Source organism: Stappia sp. 28M-7 (genome assembly GCF_014252955.1).
Lineage (GTDB): Bacteria > Pseudomonadota > Alphaproteobacteria > Rhizobiales > Stappiaceae > Stappia.
In genome coordinates, this window is the sequence record NZ_JACMIA010000001.1 from 2,942,417 (window position 1) to 2,967,250 (window position 24,834).

Annotated in this window: 28 protein-coding genes; 12 read left to right on the forward strand and 16 right to left on the reverse strand. The window is 68.2% G+C overall.

Translation table 11 applies throughout. The features are described from left to right. Positions 1–16: 16 nt before the first annotated feature. Together H7H34_RS12990 and H7H34_RS12995 are read right to left on the reverse strand one after the other, a co-directional pair. A complete protein-coding gene (locus H7H34_RS12990) occupies positions 17–526 on the reverse strand; it encodes an arsenate reductase ArsC (protein WP_185925425.1) in 510 nt (169 codons plus the stop codon). Between the two features lie 43 nt (positions 527–569). Then, on the reverse strand, positions 570–902 hold the full coding sequence (locus tag H7H34_RS12995; protein ID WP_097176201.1) for an ArsR/SmtB family transcription factor: 333 nt from the start codon (positions 900–902) through the stop codon (positions 570–572). A 121-nt stretch (positions 903–1,023) separates the two neighbouring features. Here H7H34_RS12995 and H7H34_RS13000 point away from each other — a divergent pair, with 121 nt between their 5' ends. The 3 genes from H7H34_RS13000 to H7H34_RS13010 all read left to right on the forward strand — a co-directional run bounded on the left by H7H34_RS13000 (position 1,024) and on the right by H7H34_RS13010 (position 2,904). After that, positions 1,024–1,374 (forward strand): nitrate reductase, encoded by a 351-nt coding sequence (locus H7H34_RS13000; protein WP_097176200.1) that lies wholly within the window; start codon positions 1,024–1,026, stop codon positions 1,372–1,374. After that, positions 1,371–2,126: a class I SAM-dependent methyltransferase gene (locus H7H34_RS13005; RefSeq protein WP_185925426.1), complete on the forward strand. Its 756-nt coding sequence runs from the start codon at positions 1,371–1,373 to the stop codon at positions 2,124–2,126. The genes H7H34_RS13000 and H7H34_RS13005 overlap by 4 nt, the downstream gene beginning before the upstream one ends. An 82-nt stretch (positions 2,127–2,208) precedes the next feature. Continuing rightward, the gene (locus H7H34_RS13010) at positions 2,209–2,904 is read left to right on the forward strand and encodes an aspartate/glutamate racemase family protein (protein WP_185925427.1); all 696 of its coding nucleotides are present in this window, start codon (positions 2,209–2,211) and stop codon (positions 2,902–2,904) included. Between the two features lie 6 nt (positions 2,905–2,910). On the opposite strand, the gene H7H34_RS13015 is transcribed toward H7H34_RS13010, so the two are convergent. Then, entirely contained in the window at positions 2,911–3,486 is a 576-nt protein-coding gene (locus tag H7H34_RS13015; RefSeq protein ID WP_209006216.1) for a helix-turn-helix domain-containing protein, read from the reverse strand. A 136-nt stretch (positions 3,487–3,622) separates the two neighbouring features. On the opposite strand from H7H34_RS13015, the gene H7H34_RS13020 reads away from it, so the two are divergent. From H7H34_RS13020 to H7H34_RS13030, 3 genes are all read left to right on the forward strand, one after another. After that, the gene (locus H7H34_RS13020; protein ID WP_185925428.1) at positions 3,623–4,021 is read left to right on the forward strand and encodes a hypothetical protein; all 399 of its coding nucleotides are present in this window, start codon (positions 3,623–3,625) and stop codon (positions 4,019–4,021) included. A gap of 76 nt (positions 4,022–4,097) precedes the next feature. Further along, entirely contained in the window at positions 4,098–4,616 is a 519-nt protein-coding gene (locus tag H7H34_RS13025; RefSeq protein ID WP_185925429.1) for a copper chaperone PCu(A)C, read from the forward strand. A 105-nt stretch (positions 4,617–4,721) separates the two neighbouring features. Beyond that, the gene (locus H7H34_RS13030; RefSeq protein ID WP_185925430.1) at positions 4,722–6,107 is read left to right on the forward strand and encodes a PepSY-associated TM helix domain-containing protein; all 1,386 of its coding nucleotides are present in this window, start codon (positions 4,722–4,724) and stop codon (positions 6,105–6,107) included. Between the two features lie 73 nt (positions 6,108–6,180). Here the strand turns inward: H7H34_RS13030 and H7H34_RS13035 are convergent, their stop codons facing one another. Further along, positions 6,181–7,167, reverse strand: coding sequence for a nucleoside recognition domain-containing protein (locus tag H7H34_RS13035; RefSeq protein ID WP_120267549.1), 987 nt, complete (start codon positions 7,165–7,167; stop codon positions 6,181–6,183). Between the two features lie 116 nt (positions 7,168–7,283). On the opposite strand from H7H34_RS13035, the gene H7H34_RS13040 reads away from it, so the two are divergent. Together H7H34_RS13040 and H7H34_RS13045 are read left to right on the forward strand one after the other, a co-directional pair. Continuing rightward, the gene (locus tag H7H34_RS13040) at positions 7,284–7,742 is read left to right on the forward strand and encodes an Lrp/AsnC family transcriptional regulator (RefSeq protein WP_067216124.1); all 459 of its coding nucleotides are present in this window, start codon (positions 7,284–7,286) and stop codon (positions 7,740–7,742) included. Between the two features lie 28 nt (positions 7,743–7,770). Further along, on the forward strand, positions 7,771–8,361 hold the full coding sequence (locus H7H34_RS13045) for a hypothetical protein (RefSeq protein WP_120267547.1): 591 nt from the start codon (positions 7,771–7,773) through the stop codon (positions 8,359–8,361). Positions 8,362–8,371: 10 nt separating this feature from the next. Here H7H34_RS13045 and H7H34_RS13050 read toward each other — a convergent pair whose 3' ends face one another. The 7 genes from H7H34_RS13050 to H7H34_RS13080 all read right to left on the reverse strand — a co-directional run bounded on the left by H7H34_RS13050 (position 8,372) and on the right by H7H34_RS13080 (position 16,475). Then, positions 8,372–8,782, reverse strand: coding sequence for a DUF3830 family protein (locus tag H7H34_RS13050; protein WP_067334227.1), 411 nt, complete (start codon positions 8,780–8,782; stop codon positions 8,372–8,374). A gap of 20 nt (positions 8,783–8,802) precedes the next feature. Further along, positions 8,803–10,212: a dihydropyrimidinase gene (hydA, locus tag H7H34_RS13055; RefSeq protein WP_185925431.1), complete on the reverse strand. Its 1,410-nt coding sequence runs from the start codon at positions 10,210–10,212 to the stop codon at positions 8,803–8,805. Positions 10,213–10,222: 10 nt separating this feature from the next. Continuing rightward, complete coding sequence (locus tag H7H34_RS13060) at positions 10,223–10,951, reverse strand: amino acid ABC transporter ATP-binding protein (protein ID WP_120267544.1); 729 nt, start codon at positions 10,949–10,951, stop codon at positions 10,223–10,225. Positions 10,952–10,953: 2 nt separating this feature from the next. Beyond that, positions 10,954–13,863, reverse strand: a complete 2,910-nt coding sequence (locus H7H34_RS13065; protein ID WP_185925432.1) for an FAD-dependent oxidoreductase — start codon at positions 13,861–13,863, stop codon at positions 10,954–10,956. A gap of 16 nt (positions 13,864–13,879) precedes the next feature. Further along, complete coding sequence (locus H7H34_RS13070) at positions 13,880–14,770, reverse strand: dihydrodipicolinate synthase family protein (RefSeq protein ID WP_120267542.1); 891 nt, start codon at positions 14,768–14,770, stop codon at positions 13,880–13,882. A 23-nt stretch (positions 14,771–14,793) separates the two neighbouring features. Continuing rightward, entirely contained in the window at positions 14,794–15,486 is a 693-nt protein-coding gene (locus tag H7H34_RS13075) for an amino acid ABC transporter permease (RefSeq protein WP_067216143.1), read from the reverse strand. 344 nt (positions 15,487–15,830) lie between these two features. Then, entirely contained in the window at positions 15,831–16,475 is a 645-nt protein-coding gene (locus H7H34_RS13080; protein ID WP_120267541.1) for a GntR family transcriptional regulator, read from the reverse strand. Positions 16,476–16,596: 121 nt separating this feature from the next. Between H7H34_RS13080 and H7H34_RS13085 the strand changes: the two genes are divergently transcribed. Further along, positions 16,597–17,274, forward strand: a complete 678-nt coding sequence (locus H7H34_RS13085; protein ID WP_371811395.1) for a GntR family transcriptional regulator — start codon at positions 16,597–16,599, stop codon at positions 17,272–17,274. A 20-nt stretch (positions 17,275–17,294) separates the two neighbouring features. On the opposite strand, the gene H7H34_RS13090 is transcribed toward H7H34_RS13085, so the two are convergent. Continuing rightward, positions 17,295–18,323, reverse strand: a complete 1,029-nt coding sequence (locus H7H34_RS13090) for a phosphotriesterase family protein (RefSeq protein ID WP_185925434.1) — start codon at positions 18,321–18,323, stop codon at positions 17,295–17,297. 119 nt (positions 18,324–18,442) lie between these two features. Here H7H34_RS13090 and H7H34_RS13095 point away from each other — a divergent pair, with 119 nt between their 5' ends. The 3 genes from H7H34_RS13095 (at position 18,443) to H7H34_RS13105 (ending at position 21,631) form a co-directional block, all read left to right on the forward strand. Then, complete coding sequence (locus H7H34_RS13095) at positions 18,443–19,318, forward strand: ABC transporter substrate-binding protein (protein ID WP_185925435.1); 876 nt, start codon at positions 18,443–18,445, stop codon at positions 19,316–19,318. A 148-nt stretch (positions 19,319–19,466) separates the two neighbouring features. Continuing rightward, positions 19,467–20,282 (forward strand): aspartate dehydrogenase domain-containing protein, encoded by an 816-nt coding sequence (locus H7H34_RS13100; protein ID WP_185925436.1) that lies wholly within the window; start codon positions 19,467–19,469, stop codon positions 20,280–20,282. Between the two features lie 32 nt (positions 20,283–20,314). Next, positions 20,315–21,631 carry a M20/M25/M40 family metallo-hydrolase gene (locus H7H34_RS13105; protein ID WP_185925437.1) on the forward strand — a complete coding sequence of 439 codons (1,317 nt, stop codon included), beginning with the start codon at positions 20,315–20,317 and terminating at the stop codon, positions 21,629–21,631. 56 nt (positions 21,632–21,687) lie between these two features. Here H7H34_RS13105 and H7H34_RS13110 read toward each other — a convergent pair whose 3' ends face one another. From H7H34_RS13110 to H7H34_RS13125, 4 genes are read right to left on the reverse strand one after another with little or no spacing between them, the layout of a single operon-like run. Beyond that, on the reverse strand, positions 21,688–22,029 hold the full coding sequence (locus H7H34_RS13110) for a RidA family protein (protein WP_185925438.1): 342 nt from the start codon (positions 22,027–22,029) through the stop codon (positions 21,688–21,690). Beyond that, positions 22,026–23,426 (reverse strand): FAD/NAD(P)-dependent oxidoreductase, encoded by a 1,401-nt coding sequence (locus tag H7H34_RS13115; RefSeq protein WP_185925439.1) that lies wholly within the window; start codon positions 23,424–23,426, stop codon positions 22,026–22,028. The genes H7H34_RS13110 and H7H34_RS13115 overlap by 4 nt, the downstream gene beginning before the upstream one ends. Further along, positions 23,419–23,724 carry a (2Fe-2S)-binding protein gene (locus H7H34_RS13120; protein WP_371811396.1) on the reverse strand — a complete coding sequence of 102 codons (306 nt, stop codon included), beginning with the start codon at positions 23,722–23,724 and terminating at the stop codon, positions 23,419–23,421. Before H7H34_RS13120 ends, H7H34_RS13115 begins: the two co-directional genes overlap by 8 nt. After that, a complete protein-coding gene (locus H7H34_RS13125) occupies positions 23,699–24,799 on the reverse strand; it encodes an NAD(P)/FAD-dependent oxidoreductase (RefSeq protein WP_185925441.1) in 1,101 nt (366 codons plus the stop codon). The genes H7H34_RS13120 and H7H34_RS13125 overlap by 26 nt, the downstream gene beginning before the upstream one ends. Positions 24,800–24,834 lie beyond the last annotated feature (35 nt).

The window sequence follows — 24,834 nt, forward strand, 5'->3', positions numbered from 1 at the left end:
CTGTCCCTGAATGCGGTCAGCCTGCGCGAGGCAGGTCGCGGCCGATCTCCCCGAGCCGCGCCTGAAGCGTCATGCGGTCGAGCGAGGCCAGCGGAAGAGCGGTGAAGATGGAGATGCGGGTGGAAAGCATGCGCCAGGTGTCGGCAAAGGCAAGCGCCTGCGCGGTTTCCGTCCCCTCGACGGCCGCAGGATCGGGCACGCCCCAATGGGCGGTCATCGGCTGGCCCGGCCAGACGGGGCAGGCCTCGCCGGCCGCGTTGTCGCAGACGGTGAAGACGAAATCCATCACCGGGGCGTCCGGGGCGGCGAACTCCTCCCAGCTCTTGGAGCGGGCAAAGACTGTCTCGATCCCGAGCTTGCCGAGCAGGGCCAGCGCCTGCGGATGGACCTCGCCCTTGGGCTGCGAGCCGGCGGAAAATGCACGGAACCGTCCCTTGCCGTCCCGGTTGAGGATCGCCTCGGCCAGGATCGAGCGGGCGGAATTTCCGGTGCACAGAAACAGCACGTTGTAGATGCGATCGCTCATGTTGCTCTCCATGTTTCCTCCGGCGCGGACGACCGGCCGAGGGTCAGCACTTGCAGGTCACCGCGTCGATCACCGGGCGGCAGAGCTCGGGCGCGCCGTTGCAGCAGTCCTCCATCAGGAAGGCCAGCAGATCGCGGAAGCCCGTCATGTCGGCGGTGTAGCGCACGCTGCGCCCCTCCCGCTCGGCGCGGATGAGACCGGCCTGGGTCAGCGTCTTGAGATGGGCGGAGACGGTGTTCTGGACCGCGCCGAGGCGAGCCGAGACATCGCCGGCGGCAATGCCGTCCGGCCCGGCCTGCACCAGCAGGCGGAAGATGTCGAGCCGGGTCTCCTGCCCGAGAGCTGCAAGGGCGGCGAGTGCGGATATCTTATCCATTTATCTCTCCTTCTGGATATATCGATACATTGAGAAGACACCCTCCGCAAGCGGCTTGACGCGCGCATCCGCATTCGCCAATCTTGAAACGTTATTACATAACAAATCAGGATCCCGAAGCATGCGCCTTTTTGTCAATCCGTTCGCCCCGCGCGACCGGCGCCCCTCCCGCCCCGAGACGGCCGCAAACGGCGCCGAGGCGGAGGCGGAACGGCACGCCCAGCGCCAGCGCATCAAGGAGGCGGTGCGCAAGGTGCTGGCGCCCGGCGAGGACGCGGTGATTTCCATCAGCGAGCTTGCCTGCGGCGAGGATGGCTGCCCGGACGTGGAAACTGTGATCGGCATCCACGAGGCCGGCGCGCCCACGCGCCGGCTGCGCCTGCACCTGCCGCTGGCCGAGGTGGGCCTTGCGGATATCGCGGCTGCCGCAGAGGATGCCCGCCGAACCGCAGACAAGGACGCTTCCGCATGAGCACGAACCCCGTCGACCTGATGACCGAACGTCTGCTGGACGAGGCGGGAATCGCCCCCGGCTGGACGGTGGTCGATATCGGCTGCGGGCCCGGCGCGGTGACGCGGATGATCGCCCGCCGCGTCGGCCCTGGGGGCCGGGTGCTGGCCGTCGACCGCGATCCCGCCATGCTGGACATCACCCGGCGCATGGCGGCGGACGAAGGCCTTGCCAATGTGAGCGTCATCGAGGGCGGCTTCGATGCGGAGATTCCCGGTCACGGAATGATCGACGCCGTCGTCGGCCGCAGGGTGCTGATGTACCAGGCGGACCCGGTCGCGGCGGTCGAAGCGCTTGCCCACGCGCTCAGGCCCGGCGGGGTCGTCGCCTTTCATGAGCACGACGCCTCACGGCTGGCGACCGGGCGCCATCCCCTGCCCCTGCATGACGAGGTGCGTGACTGGCTGGCAAGGATGCTGAGCCGAGAAGGCGCGCGGCTCGACATGGGACTGACGCTGCACGAGGTGATGAGCGCGGCGGGCCTTGCCGTCGAGAGCGTGCGGGCGGAGGCGAACCTCCTGACCCCCGACAGCAGCTATCCCGTCGGCATGATCGTGCGGGCGGTGATGCCCCGGCTGGAGCGCTTCGGCATCACCGACATGGCCAGCGCCGATCCGGACACGCTGGACGAGCGGCTGCGAGAGGAGCGGCAGGCGAACGGTGCCACCTGCCTGTGGGAGCTGGTGTTCCGCGCCGTTGCCCGGAAGGTGTGAGCGCTTCTCTGCCCGTCCGGTTGACCGACACAATCGTTCGATATAATGAACAATTGTGCGAAACGATGGATGGAGCGCGGAAATGGTACGGCATGTCGGCATCATCGCCTGTTCGGCGGAAGGGGCGGCGGAGTGCTACCGCGCCCTTTGCGCGCAAGCCGAGCCCCTGCTCGGGGCCCACGGAAATCCGCCGGTCAGCCTGCACATGCAGCCGCTTGCCGAGTATGTCAGCCATCTGGAGGCCGGGCGCGCCGATCTCGTCGGCGAGCTGATGCTGGACAGTGCCAAGCGGCTGCAAGCCTGCGGCGCGAACGTGCTGATCTGCCCCGACAACACCATCCATCAGGGCCTGCCGCATGTGGCGGACCGCATGCCCCTGCCCTTCCTGCACATCGCCGAGGTGGTAGCGCAGGAGGCGGCGCGCCGCGGCTTCCGGCGGCTGGCGCTGACCGGCACGGTGTGGCTGACCGAAAGCGACGTCTATCCGCAGGCGCTCGGCAAGCAGGGCATCGAGACCGTGCTGCCGACGAAGGCGGAGCGGGCCGAGATCGGCCGCATCATCATGGACGAGTTGGTGCGCGGGAAGCTGGAGGCCCCAGCGGAGGCCTTTTTCCAGCACGTCATCGGCCGCATGGCGCGCGAGGACGGATGCGACGCCGTGGTGCTCGGCTGCACGGAAATCCCGCTCCTGATGAACGACGGCAACTCGCCGCTGCCGACGCTCGATTCGACGCGGCTGCTGGCGCTCGCCGCCCTGCGGCACGCGGTGGAGTCGTAAGCGCTTTCAGCCGTGCTCGATGATCAGCACGGCCCGGGTGTCCGGCTCCAAGGCCTCGAAAGCGTGGGGGACATCCGCCGGATAGGCGGCATAGTCGCCGGCGGCTAGCTCCACCTCGCGCCCCTGCGGGCCGAGACGGGCGTGGCCGCGCGTCACCACCACATGCTCGCGCGAGCCAGGCCCATGACCGGGCGAGAGATGCGGCGTGCCGGGCTCGGCCTCGATCACGTAGAGATCGCGCCTTGTGCCGGGTCCGGCCGCGGACAGCAGGCGGGCGAGATAGTCGGCATGGTCCGAGCGGGTCGACGGCCCCTCCCCGGCGCGGATCACCTCGACCTCGGCGCGCGGCGCCTCCAGCAACGCGGCGACGCTGACGCCCAGCGCATTGGCGAGCAGCCAAAGCGTCTCGATGGCCGGGTTGCCGCTCCCGGCCTCCAGCTGCGACAGGGTCGACTTGGCAAGGCCCGCGGCGCGCGCAAGCTCGCTTGCCGAGAGGCCCGCTCGCTGGCGCTCGCGGCGCACCGCAGCGCCGACCACGGCACCGATGCCGGTTGCTCCCTTGATGCCCTCGCTGCCGTCCACCTCTTCGCCTTTCGCAAATGCCGACCCTGCGCCGGCGCCCATGCGACGACTATAAAAGCGCGCGTCCCGTGGAGCCATCGGCTCCGCGACGATTTCCCCTCGTGACAGACGCGCCCGGGGCCGCTAGAGAGCGGCAATGCACAGCATGAGGGAACTCCTGAAGGACCGGTTGCTGACGTGGTCGATGGCCGCGACGATCGTCCTTGCCATGCTGCTGCAAGGCCTTGTCGCCGCCAATGCGCGCACGGTCATGGCCGCCGACGGCACCAGCCCGGCCTATGTGCTGTGCTCGCCGACGGCAATCGCCGATCCGGGCGACGACCATCCGCTGAAGGATCTTGCCCGCGACTGCTGCTCGACGCTGTGCAAGCTCGCCTGCGCCGGCGGCACGCTGGCGGCCCCTGCCGCGATCGTCCTGCCCGCGCCCGAGACCTCCGTCACGCCCGCCTGGGTGCCGGCTCCCGCACCGACCGCGCCTGAGCACGCGGAAGGACCGCCGCCACCGGCCCGCGCACCGCCGCACATCTCCATCTGACGCAAACCAACACTCAAGGACCGGCCGCGCCCGAGGGCCGCCGGTCAGCCTATTTGCGACTTATGGAGCCTATCCCATGCGTATTCTTCAGTTTGTCTTCGCGGCAGCCCTGACGCTCGTCGCTTTCGTCGGTGCCCAGGCCCACAGCTACCGGGTCGGCGAGATCCAGATCGGTCATCCCTGGACCCGCGCCACCCCGCCTGCCGCCAAGGTGGCCGGCGCCTTCATGAGCTTCACCAACGAGGGTGGCGCGACCGACCGTCTGGTCGGCGGCACCTCGCCGATTGCCGAAAGGGTCGAGATCCACACGATGGAAATGGCCGGCGGCGTCATGAAGATGCGTCCGCTTGCCGATGGCCTCGAGGTGGCGGCCGGCGCCAAGGTGGAGCTCGCGCCCGGCGGCATCCACATCATGCTGATCGGCCTCAAGCAGCCCATCGCCGAAGGCGACAAGGTGCCGCTGACCCTCACCTTCGAGAAGGGCGGCGACATCGAGGTCGAACTGGCGGCCGACAAGATGGGCGCCGGCGGCAAGGCGCAGGACCATGGAGCCCATGGTCACGGCGACATGAAACAGGACCACAGCACCCACTGAGCAGGGCTGCCCCGGCTTCAGTCACCCAGAAGAACGGCAACGAGGCCGTCCCGCCGCCGCAGCGAAGCGCGCGGCGAAGGACGCCCTGTGCCCGGAGATCCATCGATGACCGATACCACCGCGCAGGGCGCCGGAACGGGGGCGCTCGCCTCCCCCGCTTCCAGCTCCGACCTCTATCGCGCTGTCTGGCGCTGGCACTTCTATGCGGGCCTTCTGGTCCTGCCCTTCATGATCACGCTCGCCGTCACCGGCGCGCTCTATCTCTTCCGCGACGAGCTGGACGCGCTCCTGCACGCGGACCTGAAGCGGGTGGAGGTCCGCGAAAATGTCGCCAGAGCCGCCCCGTCCGCCATCGTCGCGGCGGCGCTCGACGCCTATCCCGGCCGGGCAGCGAAGTACATCTCACCGGCAGGAGACAGAGACTCTGCCGAGATCACCGTCAGCGCCGACACGGGCGAGCGGCTGGCCGTCTATGTCGATCCCTATGATGCCAAGGTGCTGGGCGCCCTGCCCGACCGCGGCACAGTGATGTGGACCGTGCGCTACCTGCACAGCCTGCGCTATTTCGGACCCACCGTGCGTAGCGTGATCGAGATCGTCGGCGGCTGGTCGATCCTGCTGGTCGGCACCGGCATCTACATGTGGTGGCCGCGCAAACGCGAGCGCGGCGGCGTCACCAGCGTGCGCGGCACGCCGAAGACCCGGATGTTCTGGCGCGACACCCACGCGGTGACCGGCATCTTCGTCGGCTTCTTCATCGTGTTCCTGGCGATCACCGGCATGCCGTGGTCCGGCAACTGGGGCGCCAAGGTCAACGAATGGGCGAACGGCAACAACTTCGGCTATCCGTCCGGCGTGCGCGTCGAGGTGCCGATGTCGGACGCAAAGCTCGCCGAGATCGCACCGACCACATGGTCGCTGGAACAGGCTCGGATCCCGCAGTCCACCGATGCGGCACCGCAGGCGCGCGATATCGGCCTCGACCGGGCGGTGGAGATCGTCGACGGGCTGGGCCTGCACCGGGGCTACACCATCGGCCTGCCCTCCTCGCCGACCGGCGTCTATTCGGCCTCGGTCTATCCGGACGACCTGGCGCAGCAGCGCGTGGTGCATCTCGACCAGTACAGCGGCAAGCCGCTGGTCGACATGAGCTATGCCGATTACGGCCCGCTCGGCAGATGGCTGGAATTCGGCATCAACACGCATATGGGCCAGCAGTTCGGCCTGGCGAACCAGGTTCTGCTGGTCGTCGTGTGCCTGGCCATCGTGATGCTGGCCGTCTCCGCCGGCGTGATGTGGTGGAAGCGGCGGCCGGCGGGAAGCCTCGGCGTGCCGCCGATGCCGACGGACAAACGGGTGTTCCGCGGGCTGCTGGCGATCCTCGCTATCGGCGGCATCATTTTCCCGCTGGTCGGCCTGTCGCTAATCGCGATGCTGGCCGTCGACCTCCTGGTGATCCGCCCGCTCGGCACGCGCCTGTCGGCGCGCTGACGGCAGATCGGAAACGGCTCGCGGCGGCACCGGCTGCCGCGAGCCTCAAGCGTAAAGTGTCAGGCGGCAAGGCTCAGGCGGCATCCGCCCCGGCTTCGCGCGCGGCGCGGGCCTGTGCCGGTTCGGCGAACAGGATCCAGTCCGGGATCAGCGAGACGACCTTGGCCAGCAGCGCGGTCGCAACGACGGCGAAGAGCAGCCGGCCGAAGAAGACGCTGGTGAAATCCGCGCCCACCGCGACGACGATCAGCGTGTCCTCGATCAGGCTGTGGGCAAAGCCCATGAAGGCGCTGGCGAGAAACACCTGGCGCGGGTCGACGCGCGATTCCCGCGCCTCGCGGATCAGCAAGCCGCCGCCATAGGAAATGCCGAGCAGCAGGCCGACGGACGCAAACGGCACGGCCGGCGGGGCAATGCCCGCCAGGCGGAACAGCGGTACCAGCGCGCGGATCAGCCGGTCCATGATGCCGGTGACCTTGAGGATGTCCATCAGCCAGCACAGGCCGAACAGGATCACCAGCATCATCAGCAGGGTCTTGCCGAGGCCGATGGCAAAGCCGGTCCAGGTCGAGGTCTCCTCCATCGGCATCCACACGGGCGACAGCGGCGTGGAGAGCCAGCCGGTGGCCTCGTAAAGCTGGTGGAGAAGCGCCGCGCAGGCGAGACCGCCGGCGATCCGCAGCACCGTGGTGATCCAGAAGCCCGGCCCGGCGCGCTGGATGATGCGCTGCTCGATGGGCAGCGCATGCGCGAAGAGCAGCAGGGTCGAGAAGACGGTGATGTCGGCCACGGTCAGCTCGGACACCGGCACCAGGGCGAAGACGATGACGATGGCGCCCCACAGGCCGATCAGCAGGCCGGTGAGCCAGGCGAGCGCGATCTCCGGCGGCAGGCCGTACAGCTGCATCACCGGCTCGAAATAGGGCGACATGGCGCGGATGGCACCCAGACGCGCCAGGATCTCCACGATCACCATGACCGGCACGATGATACGCACCAGTTCCCAATAGATTCCAAAGGTATCGCGGGTCCGCTGGATCAGCTGCGCACGCACAGACATTCGAGTCACTCCGACATTTTCGTGCGCTACCGATACCGCAGCCGCGCGGCATTTTTGGTCAAACTTTGCAGCTTCGTGCAATTTTATTGCATAGTGATCCGAACGCTGGAGACGCCATGGATCGCATCGACAGGAAGCTGCTGAACCTGCTGCAGGCGGACGCCGCGCGCACCAATGCCGACCTTGCCGAGGAGGTCGGCCTGTCGCCGTCGAGCTGCCTGCGCCGCATCCGCAGGCTGAAGGCGGCCGGCGTCATCGACCGCACGGTCGCCATCCTCAACCCGACACGCGCCGGCAAGGGCCTGAAGGCCGTGGTGACGGTGGAGCTGGAGCGCCACGGCGAGCAGCAGACCCGCCGCTTCCTGGCGCTGGTGGAGAACGAGCCGGCGGTGGTGCAGGCCTACAGCGTCAGCGGCGAGACGGATGTCGTCCTGATGCTCCGGCTGTCGGGCATGGAGGAATTCGACGGGCTGTGCGAACGTCTGTTCCGCAACGAGACCAATGTGGCACGCTTCTACACGATGTTCGTGATCCGCACCGGCAAGGAGACCACGGCGATCAGGCTGGCGCCGTGAAACAAGCGAGACTGGAGAACGCGACACGATGGAGACGATCGTCCCCAATGCCGGCGCCTTCATGCATGTACGGGTGTTCATCGGCATCATCACGGGCCTGTGCGTGGCGCGCCTGCTGAACGGGCTCGCCAACCTGGTGCAGAACCCGAGCCGCGAACATCTCTACAGCGTCCATATCGGCTGGGCGCTGTTCCTGCTGCTTTCCGTGATGCATTTCTGGTGGTTCGAGATCGGCCTGGCCCGGATCGAACGCTGGACGTTCGACCTCTACTTCCTGGTGGTGGCCTACGCCTCGTGCTTCTTCTTCACTTGCGCCATCCTGTTTCCGGACAAGGTCGGCGAGAATGCGAGCTACCGGGACTATTTCCACACCCGCCAGAAGTGGTTCTACGGGCTGCTGGCGACGCTGTTCTGCATCGACATGCTGGATACGGCGATGAAGGGAGCCGAGCACTTCCGCTCGTTCGGGGCGTTCTACCCGCTGCGACAGACGGTGCTTGCCGCCCTGTCCGTCGCGGCGATGTGGATACGCTCATCGCGCTTCCACATCGCCTTCATGGTGGTGGCGCTGGCCGCGGAGGTCTTCTGGATCCTCGACCAGTTCGCCGTGCTGGACTGAGCCTGAACGGTCAGGCCGCCTCGAAGCGGATGTCCTGCGCGCCTTCCCACAGGACCTTGCGGCCGAGCTCCGGCAGCTTGTCGAGGTTGGAGGTCAGCGTGATGAAGTGGTTGCCGGCGAGCTGGCCCATCTTCGAGGAAAAGTCGACGCCGCCATAGGCGAGCAGGATCTCCGTCTCGCTGATGCCGCCGGGATAGAGCAGGATGTGGCCCGGCGCCGGATGGCTGGTGTGGTTCTCGTAGCCGACGCCGAAGGACAGGTCGCCGAGCGGGATCCACACGCCCTCGCCGGACCAGCGCACATGCACGATCTGCCCGGCAAAGGGCATGCGCGCCAGGAAGGCCTTGCAGGTCTCCGGCGCCTTTTCCGTCTCCAGCACCGCATCGAAGGTGAAGGGGCCGGCGGTGATCTTGATCTTCATGGTGTTTCCTCCTTTGGACGTCAAAGCGGTGCGGCGCCGCGGGTGCGGGCCGAACGATAGGTGCCGTCGCCCTTGGCGCCGACGAGCGTGTTGTCTCGGACCATCACCCGGCCGCCGAGAATGACGGTGGTCGGCCAGCCGGTGACCTCCAGCCCCTCGTAGGGCGAGTAGTCGGCCCCGTCGTGCAGGTCCGCATGGCGGATGGTGCGCTTTTCCGTCGGGTCCCAGATCGCAAGGTCGGCATCGGAGCCGATGGCGATGGTGCCCTTTTCCGGATAGAGGCCGTAGGTGCGCGCATGCGCGGTCGCCGCCAGCGAGACGAAGCGCGGCAGGTCGATCCGCCCCTTCATCACGCCTTCGGAAAAGAGGATCGGCAGCCGCGTCTCGACGCCGGGAATGCCGTTGGGGATGTGCCGGAAGCTGGTGAGACCCTTCGGATTGCGCTTGCCGCGCTCGTCGTCGTAGCGGAACGGACAATGGTCGGACGAGAACAGGTCGAACACGCCCGTCTCGATGCCGCGCCAGCACTCGGCCTGGGCCGCCTTGTCGCGCGGCGGCGGTGAGCAGACGAACTTCGCCCCCTCCCAGTCCATGCCGTCGAGATCCTCGGCCGTCAGCACCAGGTATTGCGGGCAGGTCTCGCCGACCACCTTCAGCCCGCGCGCGCGGGCCCGCGCGATCTCCTCCATCGCCTCGCCGTTGGAGACATGGACGATGACAATGGGCACATCGGCGATCTCGGCGAGTGACAGCGCCCGGTGCGTCGCCTCGCGCTCCACCGCCACGGGACGGGTGGAGGCATGGGCGCGCGGGGCGACGTCACCGGCCGCCTCGTGCCGGGCGATCAGGAAGCGGATCGCGTCCTCGTTCTCGCAATGGACCATGACGGTGGCGCCGGTCGAACGGGCGACGTCCAGCGTCTTGAGGATTTCCGCATCGCTGAGCCGCAGGTCCTCATAGGTCATGAAGACCTTGAACGAGGAATAGCCGTCGGCGGCGAGCGCCGGCAGCTCCTGGCCGAGCAGACTGTCCGTCGGGTCCGAGACGATCAGATGAAAGCTGACATCGGTGTAGCAGTTGCCCTCGGCCAGCTTGTGATAGGCGGTCAGCGCCTCGCGCATCGGCCGCCCCTTCTCCTGCAGGCAGAAGGGCATGATGGTGGTGTTGCCGCCGAACAGGGCCGAGAGCGTGCCGCTCTCGAAGTCGTCGGCCATGACGATGCCCTCGCCCGAGGGCTGCGAGACGTGGACATGGCTGTCGATGCCGCCGGGCAGCACATATTTGCCGCTCGCGTCGATCACCTCGCAATCGCCCGTCAGCGCCTCGCCGATCTGGGCGATGCGCCCGTTGCGAATGCCGATATCGGCACGGAACACGTCCGAGGCGGTGGCGATGGTGCCGCCGCGCACGATCAGGTCGAAACGGTCCATGTCCGCCCCCTCAGTGATGCAGGATCTTGCCGAGGAAGGCCTCGGTGCGCGGGTTGTGGCGGGCGGTGAAGAACTCCTCGGTCGGGCGGTCCTCGACGATCTCGCCCTGGTCGATGAAGACCATGCGGGTGGCGACGCGGCGGGCAAAGCCCATCTCGTGGGTGACGACCATCATCGTCATGCCCTCGCTTGCCAGGGAGGTCATCACGTCCAGCACCTCGGAGATCATCTCCGGGTCGAGCGCGGAGGTCGGCTCGTCGAACAGCATCGCCTTGGGGTTCATGGCGAGCGCACGGGCGATTGCCACACGCTGCTGCTGGCCGCCGGACAGCTGGCCCGGATACTTGTGCGCGTGTCCGCTCATGCCGACGCGCTCCAGAAGCTCCATCGTCCTGGTGCGGGCGACCTGCTGGTTGCGGTTCAGCACGATGCGCTGGGCCAGCATGATGTTGTTCTCGATGGTGAGATGCGGGAACAGCTCGAAATTCTGGAACACCATGCCGACCAGCGAGCGCAGCTCGGGAAGGTTGGTCTGCGGGTCGTTGACCTCGACCCCGTCGACCCGGATCGAGCCTTCCTGGATCGGCTCCAGCGCGTTGACGCACTTGATCAGGGTGGACTTGCCCGAACCGGACGGGCCGCAGACGACGACGACCTCGCCCTTGGCAACGCTGGTCGAACAGTTCTTCAGGACGGGGAACTTGCCGTAGTACTTCGTAACTCCGGTGATCTCGATCATGGTCACCCTCCTTGGAACCGGGAAATGGAAAAGGCCGTGAGGTCGCGGCCGGGATCGCGGCCGCGCACGAGCGCCGCCGTCAGCTGCCCGACGATGGGGCCGAGCGTGTAGCCGTTGGATGTCACGGCATTGAAGAAGCCGGGCATGACCGGGTGCTGCCCCAGGATCGGCGCGCCGTCGATGTTGATGTTCATCGCCGCCCAGCTGCGGATCACATGCAGCTTGCGCAGGCCCGGCACCACGTGCTGGGCGACCCAGAGATTGCCCTCCAGGCTGGAAAACAGCGGGCGCGGATGGCTGTGCACGGGATCGAGGCCGGCAGTCCAGCCGCCGCCGATCAGGAAATTGCCGTTGGCCGCCTGCTTCAAGGTCAGGTGCCGGTCGGCATGGGCAACGAGATGGGAGACCGCGGGCGCGGCGGCCTCGGTCACCACCATCTGCAGCGGCGCGCCGAAGACGGGAACGTCGAGCCCGAGCATGGCGCCGATCCGCGCGGCGAAGGCACCGGCGGCATTGACGAGACGCCCGGCGCGCAAGGTGCCCCGCGAGGTCTCCACGACGAAGCCAGAGCCCTCGCGCCGGATCGCCAGAACCTCGGTGCGGTCGAACACGCGGGCGCCGGCCGCGACAGCGGCCTCCAGCACATGGCGGGTGGCGACCAGCGGATTGATCTTGCCCTCCTGCGGGCAATAGGCCGCGCCGATCATCGCCGGCGACAGGGCCGGCTCGAGCCGGGCGAGATCCTCGCGGCCGATCACCTGGCAGTCGATGCCGTGGCTGCGCTCGACGCGGGTCTTTTCCTCCAGGAAGCGCAGATGCGCCTCGGTCTCGGCAACCATCAGCCCGCCGGTGATCTTCATCTCGAAGTCGCGGCCGAGCCGGACCTCGAGCTCCCGCCAAAGGTCGATGGAATCGCGCTGCAGCGGCAGGGTGCGGGCGGCGGCACCGCCGTCGCCTTCCGCCTTGGCGCCATGGTCGAAGGACAGCAGCTGGGCATGCAGGCTGCCGGCATTGCCGCCCGAGGCGAGCCCGCCGGGGAAGCCGCGCTCGACCACCGCAACCTCCTCCCCCGCCTCGGCGAGGAAGAGCGCGGTCGACAGGCCGGCAATGCCGGCGCCGATGACGAGCGTCGCGACCTCACGGATCGGCAGCGGTCCCGGAGCCTCCAGCGGTGGACGCTCCGGCAGCAAGGCCCGCCTGTGGCCGCCCCATTCGGGCTTCTCGAGCGCAAGCGCGGCAAGCGGCACCGGGCGCAGCGGCATCTGCGGAGCGAGCAGGCCGTTCGTCTCGTTGGCCGGACGGCCGGCAAGCGCGGTCAGCGTGCGCCCGCAATAGCGCCCCTGGCAGCGGCCCATGCCAGCGCGCGTCAGGCGCTTCAAGGTGGCGATGTCCGGCGGACCGCCGGCGGCCGTCTCGCGCAACACGCTCAAGCCGACGCTCTCGCAGCGACAGGACAGCGTGGCGCCAGCGTCGGCCTGCGCGTCCTCCGCCGGGCGGAACAGCTGCCACAGCGCCTGCTGGAAGCGGCGGGCGCGGGCAAGCCGGCGCTGCGCGGCCGGATCGGGCTCGACGCCGAGCCCGAGCTTGCGCGCAATGGCAAGGCCGGCCAGACGCCCAGCCGCCATGGCGACATGGGCGCCGCCGAAGCGCGCGGCCTCGCCGACGATATGGACGTGCGGATCGGAGCTTTCGCCGGCCTCGTCGCAATGCGCGACCAGCGTGCCGTCGCCGGCAACCACATGGGCAAGGCCCAGCAGGCGCGACAGCTCGTTGGACGGGACGAAGTCGCCGCCGACCAATACCGTATCGACCTCGAGCACCTCTTCGCCGGACGGGCCTTCGAGGCGCACCGCCTGCGCACGAGCCTCGCCCAGTACCTCCACGGCGCAGGTCTGCCAGCGGATGGAAACGCCGGCGCGCTGCAGGGCGGCGATCTCGCCCATGCCCTTCAGCGCAAGCGCCGGATCGGCCTGCAGGATGGCGATGGCATCGCGCGGGCTCGACCAGGGCGCGCGGGCCCGGTCGGCCAGGCACACGACCTTGCCGCCATGGCGCAGGATCTCGCCGGCCACCTGGATGTTGAGCGGGCCATTGCCGGTGATGGCGAACCGGCGCCCGGGAAGGCTGGCATAGCTGCGCAGGAGGGTCTGCGCCGCGCCCGTGGTCATGACGCCCGGCAGGGTCCAGCCGGGAAGCGCGGCCGGCCGCTCGAACGCGCCGGTGGCGATAACGAGCATGCGCGGGCGCATGTAGAAGGCGCCGTCGGGGCCGAGGCAACCGAGCACGGAAGCTCCGTCCGCCTGGCGCTCGGCGCCCCAGACCGTGACGCCGGAGAGAAGCTCCACGCCGCAGGCGCGGGCCTCGGAGACAAGGCCGGCACCGTCCTGCGCCTGCCGGTCGCGGGCGAGCGCTGCCCGCGCTTCCCCGGTTGCCGGCTGCTTGTAGAACTGGCCGCCGGCGGCGGGCCGCTCGTCGACGAGGGTGACGCTGGCACCGGCACGGGCCGCGGCGATGGCGGCGGAAAGTCCGCCCGGCCCCGCACCGACGACGAGAACGTCGACGGTGCGCGCGGGAAGCTCCGCAGGCACAGGTGCAAGATCGGAGAGCGAAGACGAGAGAATGTCGGGACGCGCAGCCTGCCGCTCGACCCGCATGCCGTCCTGCACCTTGGTCATGCAGGCGCGCTGGCTGGTGCGCCCGTCGATGGTGACGAGACAGTCGTGGCACACGCCCATGCCGCAGAAGAGCCCGCGCGAACGGCCCGCCGCATCGCGCGAGAAGGCGGAGCGCCCGCCGGCCGCAAGGGCTGCGGCGACGGACGTGCCCGGATCGACACGGTGCACCTCGCCGTCCAGATGGACGGTCACGAGGTCTGGGGCCGGCCTGGCGTTGTGCGGGGCCGCAGCGGACATGGGCGTCTGCCTCCGGTCAGTTCTCGAAGCGCAGGCCGAACTGCTCGACCAGCGCCTTCATCTGCGCATCCTGCGCCGGCGGCAGCGGCAGGCGCGGCGGCAGCGGCGCGCCGGTCGCAAAGCCCATATGCGAGAGCAGCGACTTCGTGCCGGCAACATAGGCCTGGCCGCCGACCGCCTGGATGATCGGCAACCACTCCAGATAGAGCGCGCGGGCCGCATCGTAATCCTTGTCGTCGGCCGCGAGCGTGAAGATGCGCGACATCGGCCCCGGCGCGACGTTGGAGGCGACCGCCACCCAGCCCTGCGCGCCCATCACGAAGGATTCGAACCCGAGGATGCCGCCGAACGGCACCATGCGGTCGCCGGCAAGGCGCACGATGTCGCGGATACGCGTCACCTCGAGAGTGGATTCCTTGACGTAGTCGCAGCCGTCGATCTCGGCGATGCGGGCCAGCAGCTCCGGCTTCATGTCGACATTCGACGTCGCCGGGTTGTTGTAGACCATGATCGGGATCGAGATCGCCGCGGCGATGGTGCGGTAATGCTCGACCAGCTCGTCGTCGGTGGGGGTGGAGTAGAACGGCGGGATGATCATCACGCCGTCGGCGCCCATCTCCTGCGCCTTGCGGGCGAGCCGGACGCATTCGCGCGTGTCCTCCGCGCCGGTGCCGATCAGCACCGGCACCCGGCCGGCGGCGGTGTCGATCACCGTGCGCGCCACCGCGTCCTTGTCCTCTTCGGACAGAGACAGGAACTCGCCGGTGGAGCCGAGCGGGATGAGGCCGTGCACGCCTTCGCGGATCTGCCAGTCGGTGAAGGCCGCGAGTGCTGAAAGGTCGGGCCTGCCGTTGCCGTCGACCGGCGTGATCATCACGGTGAAGACACCGCGAAATTTCGTAGACATCTTGAAGTTACCCTTATGAAAGTTCAGCGCTTTTCCGTGAGACCCACGGCGGCGGTCGACTGGCCGAACCGGCGTTCGATGCGTCGCTGGACGAAGTCCCAGAGCGTTGTCAGGATGAGGTAGTAGAGGGCCGCGACCGCGAAGAGCTCCAGCACCATGAACTTCTCCTGGATGAGCACCTGCGTGCGGCGCAGCAGCTCTTCCATGGAGATGACGGAGGTGACGGAGGTGGTCTTGAGCAGGCCGTTCACCGAGTTGCCGAGCGGCGGGATGATGACCTTGAAGGCCTGCGGCATGATGATGTAGCGCATGATCTGGCGCTCGGTCATGCCCAGCGCCCGGGCGGCCCGGGACTGGCCTTCCGGCACGGCCTCGATGCCCGCGCGGATGATCTCGGCGAGATAGGCCGCCTCGTTGAGCGCAAGGCCGATCAGGGCCGCCTCCACCACCGAGAAGCGGATGCCGAGCTGCGGCAACGCGGTGTAGATGACGATGAGCTGCACCAGGAGCGGCGTGCCGCGGAACAGCCAGATGTAAAACCAGGCGATGCCGCGCACCACCTGCAGCTTCGACCGGCGCATCAGGGCGATGAGGAAGCCGAGGAACAGGCCGCACAACAACGAGACGCAGGTCAGCCAGATTGTCGTGAAGACGCCTTCGAGAATGTAGGCGTTGGTGAGATAGTTGAAGAAACCTGACCAGTTCCAGACTGACATGGCGGGCCTTTCTATCGGGTGCGGCAGGAGGCGAGCGGCACCGCCGCCCCGAAGGAAGCAGGCCGGAGACCGGCTGCAGGCTTTCGGGGACGGAACGGGTCGAACGACATGCAAGCGCCAGCGACAGGGTCGCGCCCTTCCAAGAAGGAAGAGACAACGAGGTGAGATGGGGCCACGGGTTGGTTTGCTTTTCCCGCATTCATTTGGTATACCGATTTAATACACAGCAGCAAGGCCTGCGCAAGTCCCTTTGTCGGACCTGTGCACGCCTCTCCCTCACAGCCCTGCTAAGGCAGCTTCGAAAGGCACCGATGTCGCCCGTCTCGTCCCGCCCGGCGGGGATCTCAATAGGTGGAAAGAACCCGCTGGCGCACCTTTTCAAGGTGCTGGGTCATGCACTGGCGCGCAGCCTCAGGATCGCGCGCGGCAAGCGCGGCCAGGATCTCTCGATGGTCCTCGAGGCCCGGCTTGCGCTGTGCCAGCCGCCGCTGCCGTTCGAAGATCGTCGTGTAGCGGCGCATCTGGACGATGGTCTCGGCCATGAACGGATTGCCGCTCGCCTCGCCCAGCCCCTGGTGCAGCGCATCGTCGAAGCGCCAGATCATCGCCGGATCGGGATCGGGATCCTCGTCAATGGCGTGCAGCATGGCGGCAAGCTCGGCGAGCTTGCTCTCGGTGATCTCGGGACAGGCGAGCGCGGCCGCCGTCGGCTCAACAAGCAGGCGCATGGTGAGGCTGTTGAGATAGTCCTTCAAGGTGATGACGCGCACGGTGAGCATGCTCTTGCCGTTGCGCACCAGGAGCCCCTGCCCTTCCAGCCGGCCGAGCGCATCGCGCATCGGCGAACGCGACACGCCGAGGCGAGCGGCCAGCCGCCGCTCCTGGACGACAACGCCTCCGGCCAGCTGCGCCGACAGGATCTCCTCCAGCAGGGCGCGATAGGTCTCGTCCGCGAGACTCGTCTCCGTGCCGGTTTCCTGTTCGGCCATGTGCCGTCTCCACTTCACTATTTGACGATCATGACTGCTATGACGCATGCCTCTTGCCAAGGAAAGCATTTCGCATGAGGTCGAGCCCGCGCAATACCACGCCTTCGGAGGGGCAAGCCAAGTGAGCGTTACGGAGGAAAACAGCGGCGGCGCGTCCGCCCGCGGAAGCCACAGCCTCGCGGCGCTGGCCTACAACGCCGTGTCGGACATGATTCGCCACCGCAAGCTCGGCGGAGGCCATGTCATCGTCGAGGCGCGGCTCGCCGAGACGCTGGGCGTCTCGCGCACCCCCTTGCGCGAAGCCCTGCAGCGGCTGGAAGGCGAAGGCCTCGTCCACAAGGGCGACGGGCGCAACTACGTGGTGCGCCATGTCGATATCGGCGAGTACATCCAGAGCCTGAAGCTGCGCCTGCTGATCGAGCCGGAAGCGGCCGTGCAGGCCATGGGGAGCATTCCCAGCCGCAAGCTGATCGAGGTGCGCCGCGAGATCGACGACCTGATGGGCACGACCAGCTACCACACGGATGCGCACTGGTTCTCGGACGACCATCTGCACGGGCTGATCATCGACCATTGCGGCAACGACGTGATGGCCCAGGTGCTGCGCAACCTGCGCGCCACGACGCGGCTGTTCGAGATCGGCCAGCTGAAGGATCGCCTGACACCGGATTCGACCGAGCACCTGATGATCATCGACGCGCTTCAGCGGCAGGACGCCGACGACGTGCGCCGGACGGTGGCCAACCACATCGTCAGCCTGATCGACTTCGCCCGCAAGCACCTCAACATGACCGACTGAAGTACGGCCCCTCGCCCGCCTCACACCAGCATCAGCAGCCGCGCCGGCGTTTCCTTCAGCAGCAGATCGATCTCGGATTGCACAAAGCCCCGGTCGCGCATCAGGGGAATGACGTTGCGCAGCATGTGCGCATAGCCGTGGCCGCCATGGCACTGCAGGCGCGAACGGGTGCAGATGTCATGCGAAAGAACGACATTGCCGCCGAGCCCTTCCTCGAACAGCCGCCGCACCGCATGGATGCGCATGTAGTCGGTCGGCAGGTCGGCGACCGCCATCCAGTATTGCGACTGCTCGATGCCGAAGAAGTCGTATTCCACGACGCAGCCGCGCCGCGCCAGCGCGACGACCTGCTCCACGCTGTCATAGGTGCGGTCCATGTGGTCGATGATGACGCGGGAAAGGTCGGCGCCTGCGGCATGGAGGACGTCGAGGATCTCGTGCGGGGCATCGGGATGGCGGCCGGGATGGACGGTGATCGCCGCGCCGGTGCGCTGCTGGGCAATGGCCCCGGCCGCAAGCGAGCGCCGCTCGAACGGTGTCAGAGGCCAGGAGCAGCCGATCTCGCCGATGATCCCGCAGCGGATATCCGTGCCCCAGGCGCCTTCCTCGACCTGCGCCGTGACGATATCGGCCAGCGCCTCCTGAGGCAGCGCCAGCGTCGCCTCGTCCTGATAGCCCTCGGTGTAGAAGCCGGCGCCGAGCACCACATGCACGCCGGTCTCGGCCGAGATCGCCGCAAGCCCCTCGGGATCCGGGCAAAGCCCGCCGGTGGTCATCTCGACGATGGCGCCGCCGCCCGCCTGCGCGAAGCGGCGGGTCTCGGAGGTCGCGATGGCAAGGTCCTGGAGCCGGTGATTGCCGTGATAGTCGTTCGGCCGGTAGGTGACGTCGAAGACGTTCTCCAGCGTGATCTCGACCTCCGGCAGGCCTGCGTTTCGCCGCGCCGGCGGGGTCAGGTCGCACAGCAGGTGCTCGTGCATCAACGTGTAGCCGAGCGCCTCCGGCGCGACCGGTCCGCACACTGTCTGAACCGTCCCCGCACGCGCCATGCCACTCTCTCCGAGTTCCGTTGATTTTGACCGCTTGCAGACCGCATATAAATGGTATACCGTCCTAATACAATATAAAAACAGGCCTCATCAAACCAACCAGAGCGGAAGATAACCTCATGAAAAACAATGGATTCGATCGCATCCTGAGCGCCGGAATTTCGCGTCGCAGCGTGCTTCTGGGCGCCGCGGCCACTGGCGCCGGTCTCGCCCTCGGCAGCCGGGCGGCCTTTGCCCAGCCGGCTCTCGCCCCGCCGCACATCATCAAGCCGGGCACGCTCGTGATGAGCACCAACCCGACGCTGCCCCCGCTCCAGTTCGTCGACGACAAGGGCGAAGTGCAGGGCATGCGCATCGAGCTCGGTAAGGAGATCGCCTCCAAGCTCGGCCTGACGCCGGAATACATCAAGGTCGAGTTCGCGGCGATGGTGCCGGGCCTGGCCGCCGGCCGCTGGGACATGATCAACACCGGCATCTTCTGGACCGAAGAGCGCTCGAAGCTGATGTACATGGTGCCCTACGAGCGCGCCGCCGTGAGCTTCCTCGTTCCCAAGGGCAACCCGAAGAACATCACCAAGTGGGAAGAGCTGGCCGGCCTGTCCGTCGGCGTGGAGCTCGGCGGCATCGAGGAGCGCCGCACCCGCGAAGTCGACACCATGCTCAAGAATGCCGGTCTCGAGGGCATCACCGTCCGCGTGTTCAACAACTTCTCGGAAGCCTTCCAGGCCCTGCGCGCCGGCCAGGTCGACGCGGCGACCTCGATCGACGCGACCGCGAAGTTCCTCGAGGACCGCGACGACTTCACCCGCGCCATCGCCGGCCTGTTCCCGCAGACCGCGACCTTCGCCTTCGCCGACAAGACGCTGGCGGAATCGGTCGTCGGCGTGCTGAACGACCTGCGCGCCAGCGGCTTCTACGACGAGCTGTTCACCCGCTACGGCGTGCTGACCATCGAGGAAGAGAAGTTCGCGATCAGCGGCCCCGGACCGGCTTAACCCCGGACCGGCGCGCGGCCAGACAGACGCTCTGACGCGCAACACTCTCCCGGACCTGCCAGGTGCCCTGCGCCCGGCAGGTCCTGCGGCAGGCGGTGCCCCATCACCGCCGCCGCCCCCCTTTCCCTGATACGGTCTGGACATCGTGATGAGCACCCGCCCCCGGGACAGGCTCGGGGTCATCGGCTTCGGGCCCATCGGCAGACGACTTGCCGCCCGCTTCCGCGATGCGGACGACGGACCGCAGCTTGCAGCCCTTCTCGTGCGCGAGCGCCAGGCGAGCGATGCGGCCGCCCTCGCCCCCGATGCTGCGATCTGCACCGACATCGACAGTTTCCTGAAAGCCCGGCCGACCGTCGCGGTGGAATGCGCCTCGGCCGCAACGCTGGTCGAGGCGGCGCCCGCCCTGCTCGCCTCCGGCTGCGATATCCTGCCGCTGTCGCTCGGCGCCTTCGCCGACCGCGATGCGGAAACCCTTCTGAAGCAAGCCGCCGCCAAGGGCCCGGGACGCATCGAGGTGCCTGCGGGAGCACTGGGCTCCATCGGCTTCCTGACCGCCGCCCGCGAGAACGGGCTTGCCCGCGTCGAGATGCGCATCGGCTATCCGCTGGAGCGCTGGCAGATGATGGGGGCGGACCGCTTCGTCACTCTCAAGGGCCTGCGCGAACCGACCGTCTTTCTGGAGGCGAGCGCCCGCGAGATCGCCGCGCAGTTTCCCGGCCATCTCAATGTCACCATCGGCGTCGCGCTGGCCGGTCTCGGCCTCGACGACACCCAGGTAACGCTGCTCGCCGATCCAACCGTTACCCAGGCCTGGTTCGAGCTGGAGGCCCACTCCGCCTCCGGGCCCGTGCATCTTCGCGTCGACGGACGGGACGCCCCCGTTCACCAGGATCCGCTCGACTACACAACGTTCAGCGTCATCCGCCTCTTGCAGCGCCGCTCGGCGGCCATTGCAACGTGACGGCGGACAAAAAGACCGACAGGGAGACCACCGTGACATCGATCCTGCAGGACATCGCCGACGCTTCGGCGCGCGAACGTGCGCGCATTCTCGACGGGCTGCGGACCTATGTCCGCGCCGGCAAGGATGGCGAGGCCGCGGTGCAGAGCCTGTTCGCCGAGACCGCCGAGGCGCGCGGCTGCAGCGTCGAGGCCAGCTCCTATAATCCCGCGGATGTGCGCATGATCGAGGAGTTCGCCGGCGAGGCGGCCATCGATCCGCAGGCCCGCACCAGCATCATCGCGCGTTGCAAGGGCACCGGAAACGGACGCAGCCTGATCCTTTTCGCCCATCCCGACGGCGAGCCGGTCACGGGCACCGACCGCTGGCGGCACGATCCGTTCGCCGGCGAGGTCGACAACGGCCGGCTCTACGGCTGGGGCGTTGCCGACGATCTCTCCGGCGTTGCCGCCGGCCTGCAGGCGCTGGAGTTGCTCGCCTCGCTCGGCCTGCGCCCGGACGGCGATGTGCTCATCGCCAGCACGCCAAGCAAGCGACATGCGCGCGGCGTGTCGCGGCTGATGCAGGAGGGAATGACGGCGGACGCGGCGCTCTACCTGCACCCGGCCGAGTCCGGCGTCGGGCTGCGCGAGATCAAGGCGCTGGCCTCCGGTCAGGTCGAGTTTCGGGTGATCGTCGAGGGACAGCATCCGCCGACGACCGAGCCGCTCCAGACCGCCTTCGGGCATCTGGGCGTCAACGCCATCGACAAGGCGTTCGTCGTCTGGGAGGCGCTGAAGAAGCTCGACGCGCGGCGCGGCGAAGAGGTGCACCACCCCGCGCTGCATGGCGAGGTCGGCCGCTCGACCAACATCATGATGTCCTACATCTCGGCCGGCGATCCGAAGCGGCTCGCCCGTCTTGCGACCAGCTGCACGCTCGGCGCTGCTCTCGCCTTCCCGCCGCCGGAGAAGCTTTCGGACGTCTGCGCGCAGATCGAGGCGGCGGTGGCCGAGGCGGCCGCAAGCGATCCCTGGCTTTCGGAAAACCCGCCACGCATCGTCTGGGACAGCGGCACGACAGGCGCCGAAGTACCGGGCGACCATCCGCTGCTGCTCGCCGCCCATGAGGCGATCCGCGGCGTCTGCGGTCTGGAAGCGCATGTGAACCCGATGCACACGGGCAGCGACATCCGCAACCCGATGATCCAGAAGAACATTCCGACCATCGGCATCGGCCCGCTGTGCGGCGATCTCAGCCAGAATGACGGCGTCGACGAATGGGTCGACACTGAGGATCACGTGCGCTTCGTCGGCGCGGTTGCCGGCATCATCGCGCAGTGGTGCGGAGTTTCGAAACTGCAGGCCTGAGGCCGCTTGTAGAAGATGATTGCGGCGGCGAGACTTGCCCGCCGCCGCAGAACCCGTCAGTCGCAGGCAGCGGTGACGATGATCTCGACCTTGAGGTCGGCGCGGGCGAGCTTGGCCTCGCCGCAGGCACGGGCGGGCGCGCAGCCGGCCGGCACCCAGGCATCCCAGACCGAGTTCATCTCGACGAAGTCGTTCATGTCCGCCAGCCAGACGATGGCCTGCAGCATCTTCTCGCGCGAGGAGCCGGCGCGATCGAGCAGCGCCTCGACCCGGGCAAGGCACTCGCGGGTCTGGTCCGCGACGGTTTCGCCCTCGCCGACCTGGCCGCACAGATAGACAACGCCGTTGTGCTTGACGATCTTGCTCATGCGCGTCGCCACATCAATGCGTTCGATCATTCCGTAGTCTCCTTGCTTTGCGAGGCGGCCAGTGCCGCCAGTTCGCCCAATGTCACCGGCTTCAACGGCGGCCGGATGCGGTAGTACCCGGTCTCGTCCTGGGTGCGCCCGTTCGCGTCGGCCAGCAGCTCCGTCACGGTCAATCCGCAATAGCGCCCCTGGCACGGTCCCATGCCGACGCGGCCGAAGGCCTTGGTCTGGTTGGGACCGAGGCACCCGATGGAGGCATAGCGCCTGATGTCGCCCGCCGTCACCTCCTCGCAGCGACACACCAGCGTGTCATCCCCCGGAAGCAGCGCGCCGGCAAAGGGCGGATAGGCACGATCGAGGAACGGACGCACCGCCAACTCGCGCGACAGTGCCGCCTGCAAGGGGCGCGCGGCGCGATCCCGCTCGCCAGGGCTCAGGCGGCCGAGGTCGCAGGCAATGGCCAGCGCAGCGAGCCGGCCGGAAAGCGCGGCTGCCCCGGCCCCGCCGATGCCGCCGCCATCGCCCGCGATGAAGACTGTCTCCAGTCCCGCCGCGCGGCCCCAGAGGTCGCGCTCGGGCAAGAAGGCACGCTGAGCATCGTCCCAGCGGTGCGGAACGCCGATGGAGCGGGCGACCTGGGTGTTGGGCACGACGCCGTGATGCAGCAGCACGGTCGAACAGTCGATGCAATGGGTGCGCCCGCCGGCGGTAAAGCGCAGTGCCTGTGCCCGCGAGGCCCCGTCCACGGCAAGTTCGCTCGCAGCGGTGTAGCGGCGCACGCCGGCGCGGCGCAACTCGGCCAGCAGGCCGAGCCCCTTGGCAAGGGCCCGCCAGCCGCGCAGCGCACCGCCGATGTGGCGCAGCGCGGCCAGCCCGTCGGAAAAGGTCTGCGTCTCGACCAGGGCGAGCGGCGGCGTGCCGGCCCGGCACATCTGCGCCGCCACGAGATAGAGCAGCGGCCCACAGCCGGCGAGCACCGCCCCCTCGCAGACGATGCCCGATTGCTTGAGCAGGATCTGCGCGGCACCTGCCGTGATGACGCCGGGCAGCGTCCAGCCGGGGATCGGCATCGGCCGTTCCAGCGCGCCGGTCGCGATCAGCAGCCGGCGTCCCTCGAGCAGCTCCGCCTCGCCGTCGAGCGTGAAGGCAACGCGGCGCCCCTCCTCCACCTGCCAGGCGGTGGCGCCTGTCAGATGGCGGATATTCGGATGCGGCAGGTCGCGGACGAGCTCCGCACCCTTGAGATAGTCGGCCCCGAGGATCGCGGCGCGGCTCTCTCCCGCCCGCTCCACATCGCGGTAGATCTGGCCGCCGGCGCGCGGCTGCTCGTCGAGCAGCACCACCGCAAGGCCGGCCTCCGCCGCCGTCCGGGCAGCGGCCATGCCCGCGGGTCCCGCGCCCAGGATGACAAGATCGGCCTCACGCATCCCCGTCCCTCCCCGCGGCCGGCATCGCGATCTCCATGCCCGCGCCGACCTCGCACATGCAGGCCTGGCGGGTGACGCCGTCGATCTCCACCAGGCAGTCGAAGCAGGCGCCCATCATGCAGAACGGGGCGCGCGGCGCGCCGGAAACGGGCGTGCGGCGAAACGGGGTGACGCCGGCGGCCAGCAGCTCGGCGGCAAGATTTCCACCCTCGCGCAGCATCAGGTCCTGGCCGGAAAAGCGGACGCGGACCCTTGCCCCCTCCGGCTCCAGCTCACGAAAGGTCGAAGCGGTCTTCACTGAACACCTCCAGGTCGGGGGCCTGCGCCGTGCCTTCCAGCCAGTCGGGCAGGAAGCGGGCATGAGCGGCGGCAAGCGTCACTCCGCTGTGACAGGTCACGAGATAGGCGCCGGGCATCTCGCGGCTTTGCTGGTAGATCGGCAGCCCATCGGGCGACAGCACCCGCAACGCGCCCCAGGAGCGCACCAGCTGGGCCTTCGCCAGAACCGGATAGGCGGTGATGGCCTGCGCGGCGATCCCCGCCATGCCGTCCACCGTCACCGTGTCGTTGTGGCCGACTTCCTCGTTGGTCACGCCGATCTGGACGCCGCCCTCGTCCACCTGGCGGGCGATCAGCGAGGGGCGGTTGAAGATCTTCGGCAGTTTCTCGGTGATCAGCACCTGGCCGCGCTGCGGCCGGATCGGCGCGCGAAAGCCCATCTGCGGCCCCAGCACCGCAGAGCCGAGGCCGGCGGAGAGCACCGTGCGCGCCGCCTCCACGATGGTGCCGTCTGTGCACTCGATGCGGAACACATCGTTGCGGGTGATGGACTGCACGCTCTTGCCGTTGAGCACCCGCCCGCCCCGGCGCCGGACATCAGCGGCCAGCGCCCGCAGCAGCTTCAGCGGATTGGCATGGCCGTCTTGGTGATGCAGGATCGCGCCGACGACCTTCGGCCCGATTGCCGGCTCCTCCATCCGCAGCTCGTTGTGGCCGAGCACCTCGTAAGGATAATTGCCGTCGAGCTTCGCCTTCAGCACCTCGTAGCGGGTGACGGTCTCGGCCAGCGTTTCCTCGGAAAAATGCAGATCGTAGCCGCCGTTCTGCTGAAGCGCGGGATCCTCGCCCGTGCCCTCGCGCAGCTCGTCGGCAAAGTCGCGCCAGGCGGCGGCCGAGCTTTGCGACCAACTGGCATAGCGCGGCTGGTTCATGCCCTTCGACTGCACCCAGACGAGACCGAAATTGCCGCGGCTGGCGCGAAAGCTGCCGTCGTCGCCGTCGATCACGGTGACCGAGCGCCCGCGCCCGAGCAGGCCCCAGGCAACGGAAAGGCCCACAACGCCCCCACCGATGATGGCGTAGTCAGAATCCATGACGATGTCCGATCAGATTGAAAAGGATGCCGGGC